Source organism: Streptomyces sp. 6-11-2 (genome assembly GCF_006540305.1).
Classification (GTDB): domain Bacteria; phylum Actinomycetota; class Actinomycetes; order Streptomycetales; family Streptomycetaceae; genus Streptomyces.
This window is the reverse complement of sequence record NZ_BJOR01000001.1, coordinates 1,527,812-1,550,244: the sequence shown is the minus strand read 5'-3', so window position 1 is coordinate 1,550,244 and position 22,433 is coordinate 1,527,812. Positions and strand designations below refer to the sequence as shown.

The following is a 22,433-nucleotide window of genomic DNA, read 5'->3' as shown; positions in this document are numbered from 1 at the left end:
TGGGGTGGTGGCCGGTGAATATTGGAAGGCACAGGTCCGGACCCCTGTGCGAAGGTGAGGGCGTCGTCCTGCCGAGCCCCCGGGATCACCGTCCTCGGGGGCTTTGGCGTACACGGCTCCGCAGTCGTCCATCCAGCCGGAGAGGCCCTCCGCATGTTCCTGACCATCACCACCACCGGCACGTCCGAACACCCCGCGACCGACCTCGGTTTCCTGCTGCACAAGCACCCGGGCAAGTCACAGGCGTTCTCCACCTCCTACGGCACCGCGCACGTCCTCTACCCCGAGGCGGACGATCAGCGCTGCACGGCGGCGCTGCTGCTGGAGGTCGACACGGTGGCCCTGGTCCGGCGGGGCAAGGGCAAGGGACGCGGCGGCGCCCCCGACGCGGCGCTCGCGCAGTACGTCAACGACCGCCCCTACGCGGCCTCTTCGCTGCTCGCCGTGGCGCTGAGCGCCGTGTTCTCCAGCGCGCTGCGCGGGGTGTGCCACGCGCGGCCCGAACTCCCGTCCCATCCACGCCCGTTGCGCATCGAGGTACCCGCGCTCCCGGCCCGCGGCGGCCCCGCCCTCGTACAGCGCCTGTTCGAACCGCTCGGCTGGACGGTCAGCGCCGAACCGGTCGCGCTGGACGCCGAGTTCCCCGAGTGGGGCGACTCGCGCTACGTCCGGCTCGTGCTGGAGTCGGAGGCGGTGACCCTTGCCCAGGCGCTGCGCCACCTCTACGTCCTGCTCCCCGTCCTCGACGACGCCAAGCACTACTGGGTCGCACCCGACGAGGTCGACAAGCTGCTCCGGGCGGGCGAGGGCTGGCTGCCCGAGCACCCGGAACAGAAGCTGATCACCAGCCGCTACCTCTCGCGTCGCTGGTCGCTGACCCGGGAGGCGATGGAGCGACTGGAGCTGGTGCGGCTGGCCGAGGCCGACGACAGCGGGGTCGATGAGCTCGACAACGCCGTGGCGGAGGAGACCGGGACCGAGGAGAAGCCGACGCCGCTGGCCGTGCGGCGGCGGGACACGATCGTCGCGGCGCTGCACGAGCGCGGTGCTGCCCGGGTCCTCGACCTCGGCTGCGGGCAGGGCCAGTTGGTGCAGGCGCTGCTGCGGGACGCGCGGTTCACCGAGATCGTCGCCGTCGACGTGTCGGTACGGGCCCTCACCATCGCCGCCCGGCGGCTGAAGCTGGACCGGATGGGGGAGCGGCAGTCCGCCCGCGTCACGCTCCGGCAGGGCTCGCTCGTCTACACCGACAAGCAGCTCAAGGGCTACGACGCCGCCGTGCTCAGTGAGGTGATCGAGCACCTCGACCTGCCCCGGCTGCCCGCCCTGGAGTACGCGGTGTTCGGTGCCGCCCGCCCCCGCACCGTGCTCGTGACCACTCCGAACGTCGAGTACAACGTCCGCTGGGAGACCCTCCCCGCCGGGCACGCACGGCACGGCGACCACCGCTTCGAGTGGACCCGCGAGGAGTTCGGCCAGTGGGCGCACACCGTGGCCGAACGCCACGGCTACGACGTCGAGTTCCGTCCCATCGGCCCCGACGACCCCGAGGTCGGACCGCCCACCCAGATGGCCGTCTTCACCCTCGGGACCACCCAGGACACCCAGGACACCCAGGACACCCAGGACACCCAGGACACCCAGGACACCCAGGACACCCAGGACACCCAGGACACCCAGGACACCCAGGACACCAAGGACACCAGTGTGAAGGAGGCGACGGCGGCATGACCGAGACACAGAGCCCCACAGGACGAGGACGCGTCCTGCCCGTGACCGACCTCTCCCTCGTCGTGCTTGTCGGCGCCTCCGGTTCGGGCAAGTCCACCTTCGCCCGGCGCCACTTCAAGCCCACCGAGGTCCTCTCCTCGGACTTCTGCCGCGGCCTGGTCTCCGACGACGAGAACGACCAGGGCGCCACCCGCGACGCCTTCGACGTGCTGCACTACATCGCCGGCAAGCGCCTGGCGGCCGGCCGCCGCACCGTCGTCGACGCCACCAGCGTGCAGCAGGACGCCCGGCGCCGGCTGATCGACCTGGCGAAGAGCCACGACGTGCTGCCCATCGCCATCGTGCTCGACGTACCGGAGGAGGTGTGCGCCGAGCGCAACGCGGCCCGCACCGACCGGGCCGACATGCCGCGCCGGGTGATCCGGCGGCACACCCGCGAACTGAGGCGCGCGCTGCGGCACCTGGAGCGCGAGGGCTTCCGCAAGGTGCACGTGCTGCGCGGGGTCGACGAGGTCGAGAGCGCGTCGGTCGTCACCGAGAAGCGCTTCAACGACCTCACCCAGCTCACCGGCCCGTTCGACATCATCGGCGACATCCACGGCTGCTCCGCCGAACTGGAAGCACTGCTGGCCAAGTTGGGCTACGCCGACGGGGCGCACCCCGAGGGCCGTACCGCGGTCTTCGTCGGCGACCTGGTCGACCGCGGCCCGGACAGCCCGGGTGTGCTGCGCCGGGTGATGTCCATGGTCGAGGCGGGCGACGCGCTGTGCGTGCCGGGCAACCACGAGAACAAGTACGGGCGCCACCTCAAGGGCCGCAAGGTCCAGCCCACCCACGGACTCGCCGAGACCATCGCGCAGATGGAGGGGGAGAGCGAGGAGTTCAAGGCGCGGGTGAGGGAGTTCATCGACGGCCTGGTCAGCCACTACGTCCTCGACGGCGGGCGGCTGGTGGTCAGCCACGCCGGCCTGCCGGAGAAGTACCACGGCCGCACCTCCGGCCGGGTGCGCTCGCACGCGCTCTACGGCGACACCACCGGGGAGACGGACGAGTTCGGCCTGCCGGTGCGCTACCCGTGGGCGGAGGACTACCGCGGCCGGGCGGCCGTGGTCTACGGCCACACCCCGGTCCCGGAGGCCACCTGGCTGAACAACACCATCTGCCTCGACACCGGCGCGGTGTTCGGCGGCAAGCTGACCGCGCTGCGCTGGCCGGAGCGGGAGCTGGTCGACGTACCGGCCGAGCAGGTCTGGTACGAGCCGGCCAGGCCGCTGCGCACCGAGGCACCCGGCGGGCACGACGGCCGTCCGCTGGACCTCGGTGACGTGCACGGCCGCCGGGCCGTCGAGACCCGGCACGCCGGCCGGGTCGCGGTGCGCGAGGAGAACGCGGCGGCGGCCCTGGAGGTCATGAGCCGCTTCGCCGTCGACCCGCGGCTGCTTCCGTATCTGCCGCCCACCATGGCGCCGACGGCGACTTCGAGGGCCGACGGCTACTTGGAGCACCCGGAAGAGGCGTTCGCCCAGTACCGGGAGGACGGGGTGGACCGGGTCGTGTGCGAGGAGAAGCACATGGGCTCCCGGGCGGTGGCCCTGGTCTGCCGGGACGCGGAGGCGGCACGCAGGCGGTTCGGAGTGGACGGCCCGACCGGTTCCCTCTACACCCGCACCGGCCGCCCTTTCTTCGACGACTCCTCCGTCACCGAGGAGATACTCGGCCGGCTGCGCACGGCGGTCACCGAGGCGGGCCTGTGGGCGGACCTCGACACCGACTGGCTGCTGCTCGACTGCGAGCTGATGCCGTGGTCGCTGAAGGCCTCCGGGCTGCTGCGCTCGCAGTACGCGGCGGTCGGCGCGGCCTCCGGCGCGGTGTTCCCGGACGCGCTGGCCGCCCTGGAGGGCGCCGCGGCGCGCGGTGTCGACGTGACGGACCTGCTGGGCCGCCAGCGCGAACGGGCCGCCGACGCGGCCGCGTTCACGGCCGCCTACCGTCGCTACTGCTGGCCGACCGACGGCCTGGACGGCGTCCGCCTGGCACCGTTCCAGATCCTCGCCGTGCGGGGCCGCAGCCTGGCCGGGCTGCCGCACGACGGGCAACTGGCGCTGCTCGACCGGCTCGTGAAGCACGACGCCACCGGTCTGCTGCAGACCACCCGCCGCCTGTACGTCGACGTGTCCGACCCGGAGTCGGTGCGGGCGGGCGTCGACTGGTGGCTGGAGATGACGGGCCGCGGCGGCGAGGGCATGGTCGTCAAGCCGCTGGGCGCTCTGGTGCGCGGCAAGGAGGGCCGTCTGGTGCAGCCCGGCATCAAGTGCCGCGGCCGGGAGTACCTGCGGATCATCTACGGTCCCGAGTACACCCGCCCGGACAACCTCGCCCGCCTGCGTGGCCGCTTCCTCCACCACAAGCGCTCCCTCGCGATCCGCGAGTACGCCCTCGGTCTGGAGGCCCTGGACCGCCTGGCCGACGGCGAGGCGCTGTGGCGGGTGCACGAGGCGGTGTTCGGCGTGCTGGCGCTGGAGTCGGAGCCGGTGGACCCCCGCCTGTGAGGGGGCCCTCGGCCGGGGCGGGGCCCGGGGGATCGCTCCCGGGCCCCGGTGGTCCCTGCCCCGAGCGCCGTAGGAGTTCCTTCCTCTCGTCAAGGTGACGAGAAAAGGAGGCCGTGGAAACAGGTGCGCGGTGGGTGAAACCGGCTGCCGTTGGCCAGGATGGAGGCATGGGATTCCATGTCGACTCCGAGGCCGGGCGGCTGCGCCGCGTCATCCTGCACCGGCCCGATCTCGAGCTCAAAAGGCTCACCCCCAGCAACAAGGACGCCCTCCTCTTCGACGATGTGCTGTGGGTGCGCCGGGCGCGTGCCGAGCACGACGGGTTCGCCGACGTGCTGCGCGACCGCGGGGTCGCCGTGCACCTCTTCGGCGATCTGCTGACCGAGGCGATGGAGATCCCGTCGGCCCGCTCGCTCGTCCTGGACCGCGTCTTCGACGAGAAGGAGTACGGGCCGCTCGCCACCGATCACCTGAGGGCCGCCTTCGAGACCCTGCCCGCCGCCGAACTGGTCGAGGTCCTCGTCGGCGGCATGACCAAGCGGGAGTTCCTGGCCGCCCACGAGGAGCCGACGTCCGTGCGCTTCCACGCCATGGAGCTGGACGACTTCCTGCTCGGGCCGCTGCCCAACCACCTCTTCACCCGCGACACCTCCGCCTGGATCTACGACGGCGTGTCCATCAACGCCATGCGCTGGCCCGCCCGGCAGCGCGAGACCGTCCACTTCGAGGCGATCTACCGCTACCACCCCCTGTTCCGGGGAGAGACGTTCCACCTGTGGTCCGAGGGGCAGGCCGACTACCCGTCCACCATCGAGGGCGGGGACGTGCTCGTGATCGGCAACGGCGCCGTGCTCATCGGCATGAGCGAGCGGACCACGCCCCAGGCCGTCGAGATGCTCGCGCACAAGCTGTTCGCCGCCGGATCGGCCCGGACGATCGTCGCGCTCGACATGCCCAAGCGGCGGGCCGTGATGCACCTCGACACCGTGATGACCATGATCGACGGCGACACCTTCACCCAGTACGCCGGGCTCGGCATGCTCCGCTCGTACACCATCGAACCGGGCTCCGAGGACAAGGAGTTGAAGGTCACCGACCATCCCGCGGAGCATATGCACCGCGCGATCGCGGCCGCGCTGGGGCTGAGTGAGATCCGGGTCCTGACCGCCACCCAGGACGTGCACGCGGCCGAGCGCGAGCAGTGGGACGACGGCTGCAACGTCCTCGCCGTCGAGCCCGGCGTCGTCGTCGCCTACGAGCGCAACGCCACCACCAACACCCATCTGCGCAAGCAGGGCATCGAGGTCATCGAGATCCCCGGCAGCGAACTGGGCCGGGGCCGGGGCGGCCCGCGCTGCATGAGCTGCCCGGTCGAGCGGGACGCCGTCCAGGGCCTCTCGTGACGGGATCACGTTCCGGTGACGGCGGAAGGAGGGGCTTGTGCGGCAGGTCACCTGAGCGTACGGTCCGTATCACGTCAGCGAACAAAGTGTTCGCTGAAGACGCATCAGGTGTTCACTCATGACTGATCGCTCAACTCCGGACCCCTCCGACGCCGCCGCCGACGCGGCGTTGGGGGTCCGTGTCCGGGAGTACCGGACGATGCGGCGGATGTCCCTGCGGGCCCTGGGGGAGGCCGCCCAGGCCAGCCCCGGGTTCCTCAGCCAGCTGGAACGCGGGCAGGCGAACGCCTCCATCGGGATGTTGCGGCGGATCGCCGCGGCGCTCGGCCTCACCGTGGCCGATCTGTTCGACCAGGACAGCACGCCGGGTCCGAGGGTGGTGCGGCGGGCCGACCGGCCGATGCTGCAAACCGCCCCGGGAAGCCGCAAGTTCCTCATCTCGCAGCGTCCGCTCAGCCATCTGGAGGTGTACGCGGGCGAGTTCGACCCGGGCGCCTCCACGGGTGACGACGCCTACACCCATGGCGACTCCCAGGAGATCCTCCTGGTGATCAGCGGCGCCGTGCGGGTCGAACTCGACGGCCAGGCCCACGACCTGGAGGCCGGCGACAGTATCGAATACCGCTCCTCGGCGCCGCACCGCGTGGTCAACCGCCACGAGGCGCCTGCCGAAATCCTCTGGATCATCAGCCCGCCGACCCCGGACTGACCCGCCCCGTCCGGACCCCTCACCACCCGTACCTCTCACCACCCGTACCCCTCACCACCCGCGATCCCTCCCCGCTCCTGCCCGCGGCGCCGCCGCACCTCCTCACCGCGCCTCCGCCGCGCGGCGTACCACCGCGCCATGCCCGCGCGGACTTCGCCGCCGCGCGCCTCCGCGCCGTGCCCTCTCGGTCCCCTTGTGTCTTCACCGTCCTCCTTGGAGGCAGTCATGCCCGGAATATCACGTAAAATCATGGGGTGTGCCGCTGCCGCCGGCGCCCTGCTGCTGACCCTCACCGGCTGCGCCGGCACCGGCCCGGCCGCCGCCGACGTCGACCTCGGCCCCGGACCGGCCACGGCCGGCCAGGTGAAGAAGGGCGCGCTCGACGGCGTCACCCTCACCTTCGCCTCCTACGGCGGCATCTACCAGGACGGTCAGGAGTCGGCCGCGGTCAAGCCGTTCGCCACGGACTCCGGCGCGCGGATGCTCTCCGACGGACCCACCGACTACACCAAGCTCAAGGCGCAGGTCGACGCCAAGAACGTCACCTGGGACGTGGTGGACACCGACTCCATCTGGGCCGAACGCCAGTGCGGCAAGCTGCTGATGCCGCTCGACACCGCCGTCGTCGACACCTCGAAGCTGCCCAAGGAGATGGTGGGCAAGTGCTCGGTGCCGGCCATGACGTACGGCATGGTCCTGATGTACGACACGTCCAAGTTCGGCGACAATCCGCCGAAGAGCTGGGCGGACTTCTTCGACACCACCAGGTTCCCCGGCAAGCGCGCCATCCCCGGCGTGCCCTCGGACGCGGCACCCGGCCCGCTGGAGGCGGCGCTGATCGCGGACGGGGTCGCCCCCGACAAGCTCTTCCCGCTCGATGTGGACCGGGCCCTGAAGAAGCTCACCAGCGTGCGTTCCTCGCTGGTCTTCTGGGACACCGGCGCCCGCTCCCAGCAGCTGCTGGAGTCGGGTGAGGTCTCCATGGCGATGGTGTGGACCGGCCGCGCCTACTCGGCCGTGAAGAACGGTGCCAAGTTCGCTCCGCAGTGGAACCAGTTCATGCCGGTCGCGGACTCGCTCGCCGTGCCCAAGGGCGCGAGGAACCCCAAGGCCGCCATGGCGCTGATCAACTACTACCTGGGCGCCGACCAGCAGGCCAAGCTCACCGAGCTGACCTCGTACTCGCCGGTCAACTCCGACGCCAAGCCCAAGGTCGACGCGGCCGCGGCGGAGTACCTCACCTCCACCCCCGAGCGCCAGGCGCAGGCCCTCAAGCTCGACAACGCCTGGTGGGCCGAGAACCAGGAGCAGGTCATCCCGAAGTGGTCCGACTGGCTGGCGCGGTAACCCATGACGGCCCTGATCGAGATCGCCTCCCCGGCCACCGGCGGCCGGCCCCGCAAGGGCGTCGGCGGCCGGTGGGGATGGCTGCTGCTGCCCGCGCTGGTCCTGCTGGCCGTGCTCTTCCTGGTGCCGCTGGGCCTGATGGCCTGGCGCAGCGTCAGCGAGCCCACACCCGGCGCGGGCAACTACTCCTGGTTCTTCACCAGCGACGTCGCCATCGCCACGCTGGTGCGCACCCTGGCCGTCGGCGCCGTCGTCACCCTGGTGACCCTGGTGCTTTCCTACCCGTACGCCTACCTGATGACCGTGGTCGGCGCCCGGGCGCGGATCTGGCTCACCCTGCTGGTGCTGCTGCCGTTCTGGACCAGCCTGATGGTGCGCACCTTCGCCTGGGTGGTGCTCCTCCAGGACAGCGGCGTGGTCAACCAGATCCTCGGCACCGTGGGGCTGGGCCCGCTCCAGCTGATCCGCACCCCCGCCGGGGTGGTGATCGGCATGTCGCAGGTGCTGATGCCGTTCATGGTGCTGCCGCTGTACGCGGTGATGAGCGGCATCGACCGCCGGCTCCTCGACGCCGCGCAGGGCATGGGGGCGCGCCCGGCCACCGCGTTCCTGCGGGTCTTCGTGCCCCTGTCGCTGCCCGGCGTGGGCGCCGGCGCGCTGACCGTGTTCATCACCTCGCTCGGCTTCTACGTCACCCCGGCCCTCCTGGGCTCGCCCGACCAGGCGCTGATCTCGCAGCAGATCTTCACCCAGGTCAACGGGCTGCTCGCCTGGGGCCGCGGCGGAGCGATGGGCGTGGTGCTGCTGGCGGTGACGCTGGTCCTGCTGGGACTGGTCGGCCTCGTCCTGCGCTTCACCCGCAACCGGGGAGGTGCCCGATGAGGACCGCACCCGCGCGGATCGCGCTGTGGGCGTTCAGCGCGCTGGTGGGCCTGTGGCTCATCGCGCCGACGCTCGTGGTGATCCCGCTGAGCTTCACCGACAAGGCGTCCCTGGTGTTCCCGCCGAGCGGCTGGTCCACCCGCTGGTACACCAACTTCTTCACCGACCCCCGCTGGACCGAGGCGCTGTTCTCCTCGCTCCAGGTCGGCGCCCTGGTCGCGGTGGTGGCCACCGTGCTGGGCACCGCCGCCGCGATCGCGCTCACCCGGTCCGGCTCACGCTGGGTGAAGGCGTCGTACGGGCTGCTGCTGGCCCCCATGATCGTGCCGACCGTGGTGGTCGCCATCGGCGTGTACGCGCTCTTCCTCCAGTACAACCTGCTGGGCACCCTGCTCGGCTTCGTCACCGCCCACACCGTGCTGGCCCTGCCGTTCGTGATCATCCCGGTGACGGCGAGCCTGCGCGGTTTCGACCGGCGCCTCGAGGACGCCGCACTGATCTGCGGCGCCACCCGCTGGGGGGCCATCCGGCAGGTGACCCTGCCGCTGATCGCCCCGGGCGTCGTCTCCGGTGCCCTGTTCGCCTTCGTCACCAGCTTCGACGAGGTCGTGGTCTCGCTGTTCATCCAGAGCCCCTACCTGCAGACCCTGCCGGTCAGGATGTTCGCCAGCGTGACCCGGGACACCGACCCCACCATCGCCGCGGCCGCCACCCTGATCATCGTCTTCACCACGGTGCTCGTGCTGGCCGCCACCTTCGCCACCGCCAGGAGGAACCGTGTCCGCTGACGCCAGCCTCATCAAGGCGCGCGGAGCCCGTATCGAACTGGCGCAGGTGCGCAAGGAGTACGCGGACTCCGTCGCCGTCGACGACGTCTCCCTGGTCATCGAACCGGGCGAGTTCATGACCCTGCTGGGCCCCAGCGGCTCCGGCAAGACCACCACCCTCAACATCATCGCCGGGTTCACGGCCGCCACCTCGGGCACGCTGACCATCGGCGGCAAGCAGATGCAGGACCTGCCGCCGCACCGGCGGGACATCGGCATGGTCTTCCAGCACTACGCGCTCTTCCCGCACATGACCGTCGCGGAGAACGTCGCCTTCCCGCTCAAGCAGCGCAAGGTGCCGAAGGCCCGCCGCGCCGAGATGGTCGAGGCGGCCCTGGAGACCGTGCGGCTCGGCGGCTACGGCCACCGCAGACCGCGCGAACTCTCCGGCGGTCAGCAGCAGCGGGTCGCCCTGGCCCGGGCCGTGGTGTACGAGCCGAGCGTGCTGCTGATGGACGAGCCGCTCGGCGCGCTCGACAAGAAGCTGCGCGAATCCCTCCAGCTGGAGATCAAGCGGGTGCACCAGGAGGTCGGCTCCACCTTCGTCTTCGTCACCCACGACCAGGAGGAGGCGCTGGTCCTGTCGGACCGCATCGCCGTCTTCGACGACGGGGGCATCCAGCAGGTCGGCACCGCGAGCGAACTCTACGAAAAGCCCCGCAGCCTCTTCGTGGCCGAGTTCCTCGGCGAGTCCTCCACCGTACGGGGACGCGTCGAGCCGGACGGCGACGACTCCTGCCTGCGGGTCGGCGACCGCACCGTACGCGTCGCCGGACGGCGGCCCGAGGGCGGCGCGGCCGCCGTCGTGGTCCGCCCCGAGCACCTGCGGGTCCAGCCGGCCGCCGAGCCGGTCGCGCCCGGGGCCAACGCGCTGCCCGCCCGTGTCACCCAGGAGATATACCTGGGCTCCGGCCGCAAGCTCGAACTCGCCCTGCCCGACGGCACCGTGCTGCTTGCCCGCGAGCAGGCCGACCGGCTGTCCGGCGTCCGCCACGGCGACGAGGTCACCGTGGTCTGGGACGTCGAACGGGGCGTCCTGCTCGACGACCCCTCCGGCACCACCCACCCACCCACTTCCGGCGACCGGATCCCGGTCGCCGCCACGGAAGAGAGCGGACGATGAGCACCACCCCCGCCACCAGCCCCACCTTCGTCAACGGCGACGTCTCCTTCTGGTTCCGGGAGAGCGGCGTCCCCGCCCGCCGCCCCGCCCTGCCCGGCGACCTGGACGTCGACGTCGCACTCGTCGGCGGCGGCTACACCTCCCTGTGGACCGCCTACTACCTCAAGAAGGCCCAGCCCGACCTCAGGATCGCCGTCCTGGAGAAGGAGTTCGCCGGCTTCGGCGCCTCCGGCCGCAACGGCGGCTGGCTCAGCGCCGAGCCGCCCGGCCAGATGCGCCGCTACGCGAAGTCGCACGGCCGGGAGCCGGCCGTCGCCATGCAGCGGGAGATGTTCTCCTCCGTCGACGAGGTCATCCGGGTCGCCGCGGAGGAGGGCATCGACGCCGACATCCAGAAGGACGGACTGCTGCACGTCGCCACCAACGCCGCGCAGGAGCGGCGGCTGCGTGAAGGGCTGCCCACGCTGCGTGCCGAGGGCTGGGGCGAGGACGACCTGGTCGAACTCGACGCGGACCGGCTCGCCGAGCGGGTCCGCATCGCCGGCGCCCGCTACGCCCAGTGGAGCCCGCACTGCGCCCGCATCCAGCCCGCCAAGCTGGTCCGGGGCCTGGCCGACGTGGTGGAGCGGATGGGCGTCGCCGTCTACGAGGGCACCGAGGTCACCGAGATCCGCCCGCGCGAGGCGGTCACCACCCACGGCACCGTCCGGGCGTCGTACGTCATCCGGGCGCTGGAGGGGTTCACCGCCGGACTGCGCGGCCACCGCCGGGTCTGGCTGCCGATGAACAGCAGCATGATCGTCACCGAGCCGCTGCCCGCCTCCGCGTGGGAGGAGATCGGCTGGCGCGGCGCCGAACTGATCGGGGACGAGGCCAACTCGTACTGCTACATCCAGCGCACCACCGACGGCCGCATCGCCATCGGCGGGCGCGGCATCCCGTACATGTTCGGCTCCCACGTCGACCAGCGCGGCGAGACCCGGGACGCCACCCAGGCGCAGCTCCAGGCCATCCTCAGGCAGCACTTCCCGGCCACCGAGGGCGTCGCGATCGACCACACCTGGTCCGGAGTGCTGGGCGTGCCGCGCGACTGGTGCGCCACCGTCCACCTGGACCGGGACACCGGCCTCGGCTGGGCCGGCGGCTACGTCGGGCACGGCGTGACCACCACCAACCTCGCCGGACGCACCCTGCGCGACCTGATCCTCGGCCAGAAGACCGACCTGACCCGGCTGCCCTGGGTCGGCCGCAAGGTGCGCGGCTGGGAGCCGGAGCCGCTGCGCTGGCTCGGCGTGCGCAGCCTCTACGTCGCCTACCGCGCCGCCGACCGGCACGAGAACTCCGGTCTGGAGCGCACCTCCGTCATCGCACGCGTCGCCAACGTCATCAGCGGACGCTGAAAGGAGCAGCCCCCATGGAAACAGCCGGCGCCACCGCCACCACCGCTCTCGTCCCCGCCGTCGCCTTCCTCGCCGACGCGGCGAGCGCCGACCTGCCCCCGGCGACGCCCAAGCCGACCAGCACCACCGGCCAGCGGGAGACCACCCGCACCCTGTGGCAGTCCCCCGACGGGCTGGTCGAGGTCGGCGTCTGGGAGTGCGACCCCGGCCACTTCACCGCCACCCGCGAGGGCTACGACGAGGTCTGCCAGGTGCTGACCGGATCCGCCACCGTCCGTACCGAGGGCGGTGAGGACGTCGAGCTGCGTCCCGGCGCCACCCTGGCGATGCCGGCCGGCTGGCGCGGCACCTGGCAGGTCCACGAGACCCTCCGCAAGGTGTACGTGGTGCGCACCCACGAGGCCGGCGCATGACCCTAGTCCTGCACGGCGGCCGGGTGTGGACCGGCGATCCGCGGCGCCCGCACGCGACGGCCGTCGCCGTGGCGGGCGGCCGGATCACGGCCGTCGGCACCGACGCCGAGGTGCGCCGGGCCGCCGGCCGCCCGTCCGAGACGTTCGACCTGGCCGGCCGGACCGTGGTGCCCGGCCTCCAGGACGCGCACATCCACCCGGTCTGGGGCGCCCTGGAGGCGCTGCGCTGCGACCTCACCGGCGCCACCGACGCCGAGGGCTGCCTCACGGCCGTCAGGGAGTACGCGGCCGCCCACCCCGGCCGGCCGTGGATCCTCGGCGGCGGCTGGAGCATGGACTGCTTCCCCGGCGGCTGGCCCACCCGGGAGCCGCTGGACGCGGCCGTGCCGGACCGGCCGGTGTTCCTGCCCAACGCCGACCACCACTCGGCGTGGGTCAACTCGGCGGCACTGGAACGCGCCGGGATCGACGCGGCCACTTCCGACCCGCCGGCCGGGCGGATCGAGCGCGACGCGGCCGGCCGGCCCACCGGGGTGCTGCACGAGAGCGCCATGGACCTGGTGGCCCGGCTGCTCCCGCCGGACACCGTCGAGGACCAGCTCGCGGCGCTGAGCCACGCGCAGGACCACCTCTTCCGGTACGGCGTCACCGGCTGGCAGGACGCCATCGTCGGCGCGTACGGCGGGGCCGGCGACACGCTCGCCGCCTACCGGCGGGCCGACGCGGAGGGACTGCTGAAGGCCCGGGTCACCGGCGCCCTGTGGTGGGACCGCGACCGCGGCCCGGAGCAGCTCGACGACCTGGTGGCGCGGCGCGGCGAGCCCGGCCGCCGCTTCCGGGCCGGCGCCGTGAAGGTGATGCAGGACGGTGTGCTGGAGAACGGCACCGGCGCCCTGTTGGAGCCGTACCTGGACTCCTGCGGGTGCGCCACCGGCAACCTCGGCCACTCCAACGTGCCCGCCGCGCTGCTCGCCGAGGCGGTGACCCGCCTGGACGCCGCCGGCTTCCAGGTGCACTTCCACGCGATCGGCGACCGGGCGGTGCGCGAGTGCCTGGACGCGGTCGAGGCCGCGGCCGTGGCCAACGGAGCGCGCGAGCGGCGCCACCACATCGCCCATGTGCAGCTGGTCGACGACGCGGACATCGGCCGCTTCGCCGCTCTGGGGGTGACGGCCAACGTCCAGTCGCTGTGGGCGACCCACCACCAGCAGACCGACGAGCTGACCAACCCGCTGCTGGGCGAGGGACGAGCGGGCCGGCAGTACCCCTTCCGCCGGCTCCTGGACAGCGGCGCCCGGCTCGCCGGGGGCAGCGACTGGCCGGTCACCACGGCCGACCCGTGGCAGGCCATGCACGTCGCCGTGCACCGCACCGAACCGCCCGGCTCGGCGCACACCGGATGGCCGGGCGCCGACCGCCCGTTCGTGTCGCACGAACGGCTGGAACTGACCGACATCCTGCGCGCCTACACGGCCGGCTCGGCCTGGGTGAACGGCAACGACGACGAAGTCGGCCTGCTGCGCGAGGACATGGCCGCCGACCTCGCCGTCCTCGACCGGGACCTCTTCGCCCCGGACACGGCCGTGTCCGGCACCCGCGCCGTACTCACCCTGGTCGCGGGGGAGACGGTCCACGCCGAGTGAACGGCCGGGCGGCGCAGCGGTGCCGGGAGCGGCCCCGGGATGGCAAGTGGTCTAGACAACATGTCGTTCCTGTGCGAGCGTGACGCCCGCACGTCTTCGTCCACTGTGGTCCCGGTGAGTGCTGCCCCGGAGAGGAGTCAGGAGGCTCGATCTGCCGTGCGCCGGTGCGGCCGGGCGGTCAACCCGCCTGTCTCACGGCGCTGTTGAGCACCACCGGGAACGCCGTCCAGGCCACCCGTGCGGCAAGGCCGTCCAGGCGCGCCGGCAGGACCGGTGGTGCCGGCGAAGGCCGTCGCCAACGGTGGCTCCGATTCGAGGAATTGGACGCATCCATGAAGAAACGCCGTTCGCTGCTCACTTCTTGCCTCCTGGCCGCCGGACTGACGGCCGGAACCCTCGTACTGGTCCCGCAGGCCCAGGCCGAACCCGCTCCCGCGCCGGGGCAGGGGCTGCCCGCCGTCTCACCCGTCCCGCAGTCCCTCTCCCGCGCCGGGGCCGACGCCAACGTCACCGGGCGGGTGGTCGTCGTCGCCGACGACGGCACGGACACCGCCGCCCGGGACCGTCTCGTGCGCGAGCTGCGGGCCCACGGTGCCGACCGCATCGACGTCGTCACCCCGGACCGGGCCGTCCCCGCGGGACTGCTCACCGTACGCCTCGGTCCCGCCACCAGACCCGACATCGCCAAGGCGCTCGGCGACACCCGCGTCCCCCAGCACGCCGAGGGCTACGCGCTGCGGGTCGGCGCGGGCGGGCCGCAGCGCCAGGTCGCGCTCGGCGGCGCGGACGCGGCCGGGCAGTTCTACGCGGTGCAGACCCTGCGGCAGCTGTTCGTCCGCAGCGACGACGGCTGGCGTGTCGCGGGCGCGGAGGTCAGCGACTACCCGTCGATGCCGCTGCGGGGCACCATCGAGGGCTTCTACGGTCAGCCGTGGTCCGCCGCCGAGCGGCTGGACCAGATGGACTTCTACGGCGACGTCAAGGCCAACACCTACGTCTACGCACCCAAGGACGACCCGTACCACAGGGACAAGTGGCGCGAGGCGTACCCGGCCGACAAACTCGCCGAGCTGGGGGCCCTGGTGCGGCGCGCGAGCGTCAACCACGTCCGGTTCACCTTCGCCGTGTCCCCGGGCGGGTCCATCTGCTACTCCGACCCGGCGGACCGCGCGGCGCTCAAGGCGAAGCTCCAGGCGGTGTACGACCTGGGCGGGCGTGCCTTCTCCATCCCGCTGGACGACATCAGTTACACCCGGTGGAACTGCGACGGCGACCGGGAGACGTACGGCGCGCCGGGCCAGGCGGCCGCAGCCAGGGCGCAGGTGGACCTCCTGAACGACGTCCAGCGCACCTTCGTGGACACCCACGAGGGCGCCCAGGCCCTCCAGATGGTGCCCACCGAGTACGGCGACCTGACCGACACCGCGTACAAGCAGACCATGCGGGCCACGCTGGACCCGAAGGTCGTCGTGATGTGGACCGGGACCGACGTCGTCCCGCCCTCCATCACCAACAGCCAGGCGGACGCCGTGTCGAAGCTGTTCGGCCGGAAGGTCTTCGTCTGGGACAACTACCCCGTCAACGACTTCGGCAACACCCAGGGGCGGCTCCTGCTCGCGCCCTACGACAAGCGGGAGAAGGGGCTCGGCGACCATCTCAACGGCATCGTCGCCAACCCCATGAACCAGCCCTACGCCAGCAAGGTCGCCGTGTTCGGAACGGCCGACTTCACCTGGAACGACCGGGCCTACGACGCGGCGTCGAACTGGACCCGCGCCCTGTCCTACCTCGCCGGGGGCGACCGTGCGGCCACCGGGGCACTGGCCGTCTTCGCGGACCTGAACCACCTCGCCCCCACGTTCGGCGCGAAGCCGTGGCAGCCGCAGGCCCCGGCGCTCGACGCCCGCGTCAAGCGGTTCTGGCAGGAGTGGGACGCGGGCCGGCGCACCGAGGCACTGGCCGAGTTGCGCGAGTACGCCGCCGCCATCGCCGACGCGCCCGCCGTCATCCGCGGGGGAGCGGTGCAGGCGGGCTTCGTGGCCGACGCGGAGCCCTGGCTGAAGGCGACGGAGCAGTGGGGGCGGGCGGCCGTCGCCATGGCCGACGCGCTCGCGGCCCGGCAGGCGGGCGACGCGGACCGTGCGCAGCAACTGCTCACCACCTCCCGCGACCTCCAGCGCAAGGCGGCGGCCGTACGGGTGGACCCGGCCCGCAACACCTGGGGCAGCGTCCAGCCGAAGATCGGTGACGGCGTCCTGGACGCCTTCCTGGTCCAGGCCGATGTGCGCCTCGGCCTGTGGGACGTGGCGGGCGGCACGGAGAACCTGGCACCGGCGGGCACCGCGACCGCGTCCAGCGTGGAGCAGGACCTGGACCGGCTGGCCGCCCGGTACATCAACGATGGTGACATGGGCACCCGTTGGGCCTCCGGCTACCAGGACGACGCCTGGGCGCAGATCAAGCTCGCCGCACCCGCGAAGGTCGCCGCCGTGACCCTCGCCTGGGAATCCGCGTGCGCCGAGCGGTACCGGCTGGAGACCTCCGCGGACGGTGTCGGCTGGACCACCGCCGCGACCATGACCCCGGCCGAGTGCGGAACCGACGTCATCCGGCTGACGGGCGACGAGCCGGTGTCCTACATCCGGATGCAGGGCGTCAAGCGCCGTACGACCTGGGGGTACTCCATCTACGAGATGGCCGTCTACGGCAAGCCGGTGGCCTGAGCCGGACCGGCCGCGGGTGACTTCGGCAAGGAGCCGCTCACCAGTTCGCGGCGCTCACCAGTGGACCGGAAGGGTGAGCGGTGACTTGCTCGGTGACTCGTCCTCCCAGATGGGTTGGTGGCCCTCGGCCAGGCGCAGGTTCGGGAGGCGGTCGAACAGGGCTTCCAGGCACACGGTCATCTGGGCGCGTGCCAGGTGGGAGCCGATGCAGTTGTGCGCCCCGCGGCCGAAGGTGAGGTGGGGGTTGTCGGCGCGGCACAGGTCGAGCCGGTCGGCGTCGGTGAACACGTGCTCGTCGCGGTTGGCCGCGGCGAGCACGGGCAGCACGGCGTCGCCGGCTCGGATGGTCCGGCCGTGCAACTCGATGTCCTCGACGGCCTGGAGGACGACGACGCCGTTCATCACCGGGACATAGCGCAGGAGTTCCTCCACCGCGCCCGGCATGAGGTCGCGGTGGTCGCGCAGGCGTGCGTACGCGCCGGGCAGGGTCAGCAGGGTCAGCACGGCGTCGGCCAGGAACATGGTGCTCGTGCGGTAGCCGGCGACCAGCATGGACAGCCCGAAGTTCACCGCGCTCTCGTGGTCCAGAGCGCCGCGCTCGCACTCGTCGACCAGCCGGGTGAGCATGTCGTCGCCGGGCCCGCGCCGCTTCCGGTCGAGCAACGAGGTGATGTACTCGCGCAGTTGGGAGGTGGCCTCGCGGCCCTCCTCCAGCGTGAGGATGGCCCCGAGCGCGGCGTCCGCCCTGGGCAGGAAGTAGTCGCTGTCCTCGTAGGGGATGCCGACGAGATCGCACATCACCATGACGGGGAAGGGTTCGAGGAACCGGACGACCAGGTCGCCGGGCTGGTCGCTGCCGACGAACGGATCCAGCAGCCGGTCGGCCGACCGCCGGATGCGCGGCAGCCGGCTCCGCACGGACCGGACGCTGAACGGCTCGCTCAGGGCCCGGCGCAGGGCGGCGTGCCGGGGGCCCTCCAGTTCCATCATCGTGACCAGGCCCGGTTCGTCACCGGGGACATGGCCGGGGCGGGGCGGCCAGTCGGTGATGCTCGGCCTGATCAGCCGGGCGTCGGCGATCAGTTCCTTGACGTCGTCGTAGCGGGTGGCGTACCAGGCGGTGGCGCCGATCGGCAGCCTGACCCTGGCCAGGGGGCACTCCCGGCGCAGCCGGCCGTACTCCTCGGGCGGGCCCATGGTGCCCGGCGGCGGGAGGGGCAACTCGATAACGGGCACAGCGGACACGTCGACGGCGGGTTCCGGCGTGGTGTTCACGGGTGGACCTCCCCTGGTGCCTGCGGGGCGGATCACCAGCCGACCGGGAGGGTCAGCGGTGACTTGGTGACGGACTGGTCGTCCCAGAGGGGTTCCTGCCCCTCGGCGGGACGCAGTTGTGGGAAGCGGTCGAGCAACGCCTGCAGCCCGAGGGTCAGTTCGGCGCGGGCCAGGTGCGCGCCGACGCAGTTGTGGGTTCCCCGGCCGAAGGCCAGGTGGGGGTTGTCCGCGCGGCACAGGTCGAGCCGGGCGGCGTCGGCGAACACGCTCCCGTCGCGGTTGGCGGAGGCCAGCACCGGGATGACGGCGTCGCCCCCGCGGATGGTCTGCCCGCCCACCTCGATGTCCTCGGTGGCCAGCAGCAGCACGGTGCCGTTCATCACCGGCATGTACCGCAGGAGTTCCTCCACCGCGCCCGGCATGAGGTCGCGGTGGTCGCGCAGGCGGGCCCACTGGTCCGGCCGGTGCAGCAGGGCGTGCACCGAGCCGGCCAGGAAGAAGCCGCTGATGCCGAAGCCGACCGTGAGCATGGACAGCCCGAAGGCCGTCACCTCCTCGTCGGTCAGGATCCCGTCCTCGCACTGGCGGACCAGCAGGGTCAGGACGTCGTCGCCGGGCCGGCTCCGCTTCCGCGCGATCAGCTCGGCCACGTACGCGCGCAGCAGGTCGGTGACCCTGCGCCCCTCCTCGGCGGTCACCATCCCGTCGAGGGCCGAGTCCAGGACCGGCAGGAACCAGTCCCGGTCCCCGGCGGGGATGCCCACCAGGTCGCACAGCACGAGCAGCGGGAACGGCTCCGTGAACCCGGCCACCAGGTCGCCGGGAGGGCCGCCCTCCGCGAACTCCTCCAGCAGCCGGTCGGCGAGTTCGCGGATGCGCGGCAGCCGCTCCCGGACGGCTCCGGAGCTGAACGCCGAGGCCAAGGACCTGCGCAGCGCCAGGTGCCGGGGGCCGTCCAGTTCCGCCATGGTGACCAGGTGGGGTCCCTCGTCGGCGGCCGGGCCGGGACGGGGCGGCCAGTCGTTGATGGTCGGCCTGATCAGCCGGGGGTCGGCGAGCAGCGCCCGGACGTCCTCGTACCGGGTGACGTACCAGGCGGTCGCGTCCATCAGCAGCCCGACCCTGGCCACGGGGCGGCTCTCGCGCAGCCGCGCGCACGTCTCGGGCGGCCCCATGGTGCCCGGCGGCGGGAGGGGGAAGTCCAGGACGTCCGCCTCGGGGCCGGGTGCCTGCGCGCCGGGTGGGGGTGGGGTCATGCTCGCTCCTGTGCTGGGGTGGCGTCGGCCACGGGGGCCCGACCGCAGAGGTGCGGCTACGGGCGCTCGATGTAGCCGGTGGCGTAGAAGTACTCCAGGTAGCGGTCCAGCAGTGCCGCGTCGACGGGCGGGCAGCGCAGCCCCGTGCCGGCCAGGTCACGCTCGACGTTGGCCCGCCCCACGGCCGGGAAGGTGCCCTCGAAGTACATCTCCTTGACGGACATGTCCGCCTGCTTGCAGCGGTCCACGCACAGGGAGACGAACGGGGCGGTGGGGCTCGTGGGGTGCCGCGCGACATGGCGGACGAGGTCGTCCACCCATTCCTCGTAGGGGAGCCGCCGGATCCGGTGGCCGCCCGCGTCCATCCGGTCGAGCATGTCGCGCAGGCTCGCCGGGTGGGGGTTGGTCAAGTGGTAGGTCCGGTGGCCGGCGCGGTGCGCGGTGGCGATGTGCACCACCGCCTCGGTGAGGAAGTCCACCGGGACGAAGTCCAGCGGCAGCGGGATGTCGGGGGCCAGCCCGGTCTCGGTGATCGTCTTGAACAGCGAGCAGATCGCGGTGTCGGTGTTGCACGCGCCGGTGCGCCGGTCACCGGTGATCTCGTACGGCCGGTGGACCGCCACCGGCAGGCCCTGGCCCGCGGCGTCGCGCAGCACCTCCTCGGCCACCCACTTGCTCTCGGCGTAGCCCATGGTGAGCCGGTCGGCGTGGTCGAGCGGCAGGTCCTCGTCCACGTGCCGCACGCCGGCGGTGCCGAAGCCGGCCAGCACCGCGATCGTGGAGAAGAAGTGCACGGGCACGGCGCGTTCGGCCGCCAGGCGTACGAGCTGCCGGGTGCCCTCCACGTTGGCGCGGCGCAACGCCTCGTACGGATAGAGGAAGTTGACCTGTGCGGCGGCGTGGATCACCAGGTCGAGGGCGTCGGCCAGTTCCTCGGCGCGGCCCGGTTCCAGACCGAGGCCGGGCTCGGCGAGGTCCGCCGGGAAGCACTCGACGCGGTCGGCGGCCGCCGTGGTGGCGAGGCCGAACCGGGCCAGGTTCCGCATCACCTTCCGCCGGGCGTGCGCGGCGTCGCGGCCGCGCACCGGGCAGTGCACCCGGGCGCCGGTGCGACGCAGCAGCCGGTCCAGCAGGAAGGCGCCGACGAAGCCGGAGGCGCCGGTGAGCAGCACCTCCCGGGGGTGCCGCCAGTCCGGCTCCGGACCGCGCGGCGGCGGCAGGGTGAGGCCCAGCCGCGCCTCGGCGCGGAAGTCCACGGCGCCGGCGTCGGGGGCCGCCCGGGCCCCCCGGCCCTCGACGGAGGTGAGGGCGGTGACGGCGGCCGTGAAGTCCTCCAGGGTGGGGGAGCGCAGCAGACTGTGGATCAGGGCGCGGCCGTGCCGGGCGTCGAGCCCGAAGGCGGCCAGGGTGCGCGTGACGGCCTCGGCCGCCAGCAGGGAGTCGCCGCCGATGTCGAAGAAGCTGTCCCCGGGCGCCGGGTGCACGCCCAGCACCACCTGCCACACCCGCGCCGCCGACTGCTGCGGACCCGGCCCGGGGCGGTGGCCGGGCGCCGGGGCGGTGGCCCCGTCCGCGGCCGCCAGCAGGCGCAGCCGGCAGCGGTCGACCTTGCCCCCCGCGGTCACCGGGAACCGCCCCACCTCCACCAGCCGCGCGGGCACCGCGGCCGCGGGCAGCCATGCCGTGAGCCCGCCGCGGATGCGGTCCAGCGGCAGCGCCCGGCCGGGCCGGGCCGGTGTCACGTACCCGATCAGGCTGTCGCCCTCCAGTTCGACGACGGCCTCGCCGACCGCGTCGTCCGCCCGCAGCCGCGCCTCTATCTCGTCCGGCTCGATGCGGTGCCCGCGCAGCTTGATCTGCCGGTCCGCCCGCGCCCGGTACTCCAGTACGCCGTCCGCGCGCCGGACCACCCGGTCACCGGTGCGGTAGAGCCGCGTGCCGGGCTCGAAGCGGTTGTCGACGAAGCGCTCGGCGGTCAGCTCGGGGTCGCCGAGGTACCCCAGCGCGAGCCCGTCCCCGCCGACGAGGAGTTCGCCCTCCTCACCGGCGTCCGCGAGCGTGCCGTCCGCCCGCACCACGTAGCAGGTGGAGTTCTCCAGCGGCCGGCCGATCGGCACCGCCGTCGCCTCGGGAGGCAGACCGTCCACCAGGTGTGCGGTGGAGACCACACTGTTCTCGGTCGGGCCGTAGAAGTTGACCACGGTGGTGTCCGGGCAGGCCGCCAGGATCGCGCGGGCCAGCTCCGGGTCCATCGCCTCGCCGCCGGCCGAGGCGAACCGCAGGGACCGCAGTGCCGACGGCCTGGTGCGCCCGATGTGGTGGAACACCCCGGTGGTCAGGTAGGCGATGCTGACCCGCTCGGACAGCAGCCGGGACTCCAGGGCGGCCGGTGACAGCAGCTCCTCCTGATCGGCGATCACCACGCAGGCCCCGGCGAGCAGCGTGGACCAGATCTCGATCGTGGAGGCGTCCGAGGAGAGGCCGTAGGCGTGCAGCACCCGCTCACCGGGGCGCGGCCGCTGCCACACCAGATCGGAGGCGGCCAGCCGGACCACGCCGCAGTGCGGGACCGCGACGGGTTTGGGACGGCCGGTCGAGCCGGAGGTGAACATCACGTAGGCGCAGTCCCCGGGCAGTACCCCGGTGCGCGGGAGCGCGGCCGGCACGGCCGGCGCCGACCCGTCCAGGGCGATGCGGGTCCGCACCCGCCGGATGCGGCAGACACTGCCGGGCAGCGTCACCACGGTGTGCACCCCGGCGTCCTCCGCCATCGCCTGGAGCCGTCCGGGCGGGGAGGCGTCGTCGAGCGGGACGTACGCGGCGCCGGTCTTGAGGATGCCCAGAAAGGCGACCAGCGCCTCCAGGGACCGGCTCCCGCACACACCGACCCCGTCACCGCGCCGCACCCCGGAGCCGAGCAGCCGGGCGGCCAGCGCGTCGGAGCGGTCCTTCAGCTCGCCGTAGCTCATGCTGCGGCCGTGCTGTACGGAGGCGGTCGCCCGGGGGCGCAGCGTGGCCTGGGAGTCGAACAGCTCGTGCAGACAGCGATCGCGCGGGTACCACAGTGTCCCCGCGTTCCACGCCGGCGCCACCGGAAGCGTCATCGTGTCAATGACCATGGGATGTCCCGTCTGTGCTGCACGTGCATCGCC

General features: G+C 72.7%; 15 protein-coding genes. 12 read left to right on the top strand and 3 right to left on the bottom strand.

The annotated features are described in order from the left end of the window. The first annotated feature begins 153 nt into the window (after positions 1-153). The 12 genes from TNCT6_RS06280 to TNCT6_RS06225 all read left to right on the top strand — a co-directional run bounded on the left by TNCT6_RS06280 (position 154) and on the right by TNCT6_RS06225 (position 16,750). Positions 154-1,731: a 3' terminal RNA ribose 2'-O-methyltransferase Hen1 gene (locus TNCT6_RS06280; RefSeq protein ID WP_141357418.1), complete on the top strand. Its 1,578-nt coding sequence runs from the start codon at positions 154-156 to the stop codon at positions 1,729-1,731. Next, on the top strand, positions 1,728-4,280 hold the full coding sequence (locus tag TNCT6_RS06275; protein ID WP_141357416.1) for a polynucleotide kinase-phosphatase: 2,553 nt from the start codon (positions 1,728-1,730) through the stop codon (positions 4,278-4,280). The genes TNCT6_RS06280 and TNCT6_RS06275 overlap by 4 nt, the downstream gene beginning before the upstream one ends. A gap of 167 nt (positions 4,281-4,447) precedes the next feature. Next, positions 4,448-5,683 carry an arginine deiminase gene (locus TNCT6_RS06270; protein ID WP_141357414.1) on the top strand — a complete coding sequence of 412 codons (1,236 nt, stop codon included), beginning with the start codon at positions 4,448-4,450 and terminating at the stop codon, positions 5,681-5,683. Between the two features lie 118 nt (positions 5,684-5,801). Further along, positions 5,802-6,392, top strand: coding sequence for a helix-turn-helix domain-containing protein (locus tag TNCT6_RS06265; protein ID WP_141357412.1), 591 nt, complete (start codon positions 5,802-5,804; stop codon positions 6,390-6,392). Positions 6,393-6,641: 249 nt separating this feature from the next. Next, on the top strand, positions 6,642-7,739 hold the full coding sequence (locus TNCT6_RS06260) for an ABC transporter substrate-binding protein (protein WP_141357410.1): 1,098 nt from the start codon (positions 6,642-6,644) through the stop codon (positions 7,737-7,739). Between the two features lie 3 nt (positions 7,740-7,742). Then, complete coding sequence (locus tag TNCT6_RS06255) at positions 7,743-8,621, top strand: ABC transporter permease (RefSeq protein WP_216372770.1); 879 nt, start codon at positions 7,743-7,745, stop codon at positions 8,619-8,621. Beyond that, positions 8,618-9,409, top strand: a complete 792-nt coding sequence (locus TNCT6_RS06250; protein WP_141357408.1) for an ABC transporter permease — start codon at positions 8,618-8,620, stop codon at positions 9,407-9,409. Before TNCT6_RS06255 ends, TNCT6_RS06250 begins: the two co-directional genes overlap by 4 nt. Beyond that, complete coding sequence (locus tag TNCT6_RS06245) at positions 9,399-10,571, top strand: ABC transporter ATP-binding protein (protein WP_141357406.1); 1,173 nt, start codon at positions 9,399-9,401, stop codon at positions 10,569-10,571. Before TNCT6_RS06250 ends, TNCT6_RS06245 begins: the two co-directional genes overlap by 11 nt. Further along, positions 10,568-11,971, top strand: coding sequence for an FAD-binding oxidoreductase (locus tag TNCT6_RS06240; RefSeq protein ID WP_141357404.1), 1,404 nt, complete (start codon positions 10,568-10,570; stop codon positions 11,969-11,971). Before TNCT6_RS06245 ends, TNCT6_RS06240 begins: the two co-directional genes overlap by 4 nt. 14 nt (positions 11,972-11,985) lie before the next feature. Beyond that, on the top strand, positions 11,986-12,384 hold the full coding sequence (locus tag TNCT6_RS06235) for a cupin domain-containing protein (RefSeq protein ID WP_141357402.1): 399 nt from the start codon (positions 11,986-11,988) through the stop codon (positions 12,382-12,384). After that, the gene (locus TNCT6_RS06230) at positions 12,381-14,027 is read left to right on the top strand and encodes an amidohydrolase (RefSeq protein ID WP_141357400.1); all 1,647 of its coding nucleotides are present in this window, start codon (positions 12,381-12,383) and stop codon (positions 14,025-14,027) included. Before TNCT6_RS06235 ends, TNCT6_RS06230 begins: the two co-directional genes overlap by 4 nt. Positions 14,028-14,359: 332 nt before the next feature. Continuing rightward, complete coding sequence (locus TNCT6_RS06225) at positions 14,360-16,750, top strand: beta-N-acetylglucosaminidase domain-containing protein (protein ID WP_141357398.1); 2,391 nt, start codon at positions 14,360-14,362, stop codon at positions 16,748-16,750. Between the two features lie 54 nt (positions 16,751-16,804). On the opposite strand, the gene TNCT6_RS06220 is transcribed toward TNCT6_RS06225, so the two are convergent. Genes TNCT6_RS06220 through TNCT6_RS41650 form a run of 3 tightly spaced genes read right to left on the bottom strand, consistent with a single transcriptional unit; the run spans position 16,805 to position 22,400 of the window. After that, positions 16,805-18,025, bottom strand: a complete 1,221-nt coding sequence (locus tag TNCT6_RS06220) for a cytochrome P450 (protein ID WP_141357396.1) — start codon at positions 18,023-18,025, stop codon at positions 16,805-16,807. Between the two features lie 32 nt (positions 18,026-18,057). Next, a complete protein-coding gene (locus TNCT6_RS06215; protein ID WP_141357394.1) occupies positions 18,058-19,281 on the bottom strand; it encodes a cytochrome P450 in 1,224 nt (407 codons plus the stop codon). Positions 19,282-19,337: 56 nt separating this feature from the next. Next, positions 19,338-22,400, bottom strand: coding sequence for an amino acid adenylation domain-containing SDR family oxidoreductase (locus TNCT6_RS41650; RefSeq protein ID WP_141357392.1), 3,063 nt, complete (start codon positions 22,398-22,400; stop codon positions 19,338-19,340). Between the last annotated feature and the right edge of the window lie 33 nt (positions 22,401-22,433).